1 protein-coding gene and 1 pseudogene are annotated in these 543 nt (G+C 70.7%); both read right to left on the minus strand.

What is annotated here, in order from left to right; all coding sequences use genetic code 11:
• Positions 1–233, minus strand: a 233-nt coding sequence (locus tag HUK82_RS17105) for a hypothetical protein (protein ID WP_176615024.1), incomplete at its 3' end; no start/stop codon positions are given.
• A 57-nt stretch (positions 234–290) separates the two neighbouring features.
• Positions 291–543, minus strand: a pseudogene (locus tag HUK82_RS17110) (hypothetical protein); the annotation flags it as partial.

Genomic DNA, 543 nt, shown 5'->3' on the forward strand with positions numbered 1-543 from the left:
TGGCTCGGCGTCGCATGCGCGCCCTTGGGCGTGGCGACATGGGTGTGGGAGGCGGTCGTCGCGGTGGCGGCGTGGTGATGAGGCACCGTGGCCGCGTGCTTTGCCTGCGTCTGCGCCCCGGCCGCGCCGAGGGGCGTCACGGCAAAAACGGCAAGCACGGCAGCGCGTCGCAGGGTCGCGCGCGTTACACTCCGGCCATCCGACCGGCCATCCGCGAAGAAGAGATCGTTCATGTCCGCATCCGTGCCAAGGCGCGCGTCCCTCGGCAAGCCCTATCGCATGCCGGACCGCTAGAACGTGGCGATCTGCCACCCTTTTGTGGCGGACAGAAAGCTCGGCACCCCGGCGACGGCCACGCCGGGCATCAGATCGTCATCGGCCAGAATCGCCACGCGCAATCCCGACTCGCAGGCCAGAAACACGCAGCCCAGATCCCGCGCCGCCTCGCGCAGTGTCGCGAACCCGGCCACGCCCCGCGCCTGATAGGCCGCGTCGTCCGCCGCCCCGTCCAATGTCGACCAGTCGCGTGCCAGCGCCCGTACG

It is taken from the genome of Ameyamaea chiangmaiensis (assembly GCF_013376175.1).
Taxonomy (GTDB): domain Bacteria; phylum Pseudomonadota; class Alphaproteobacteria; order Acetobacterales; family Acetobacteraceae; genus Ameyamaea; species Ameyamaea chiangmaiensis.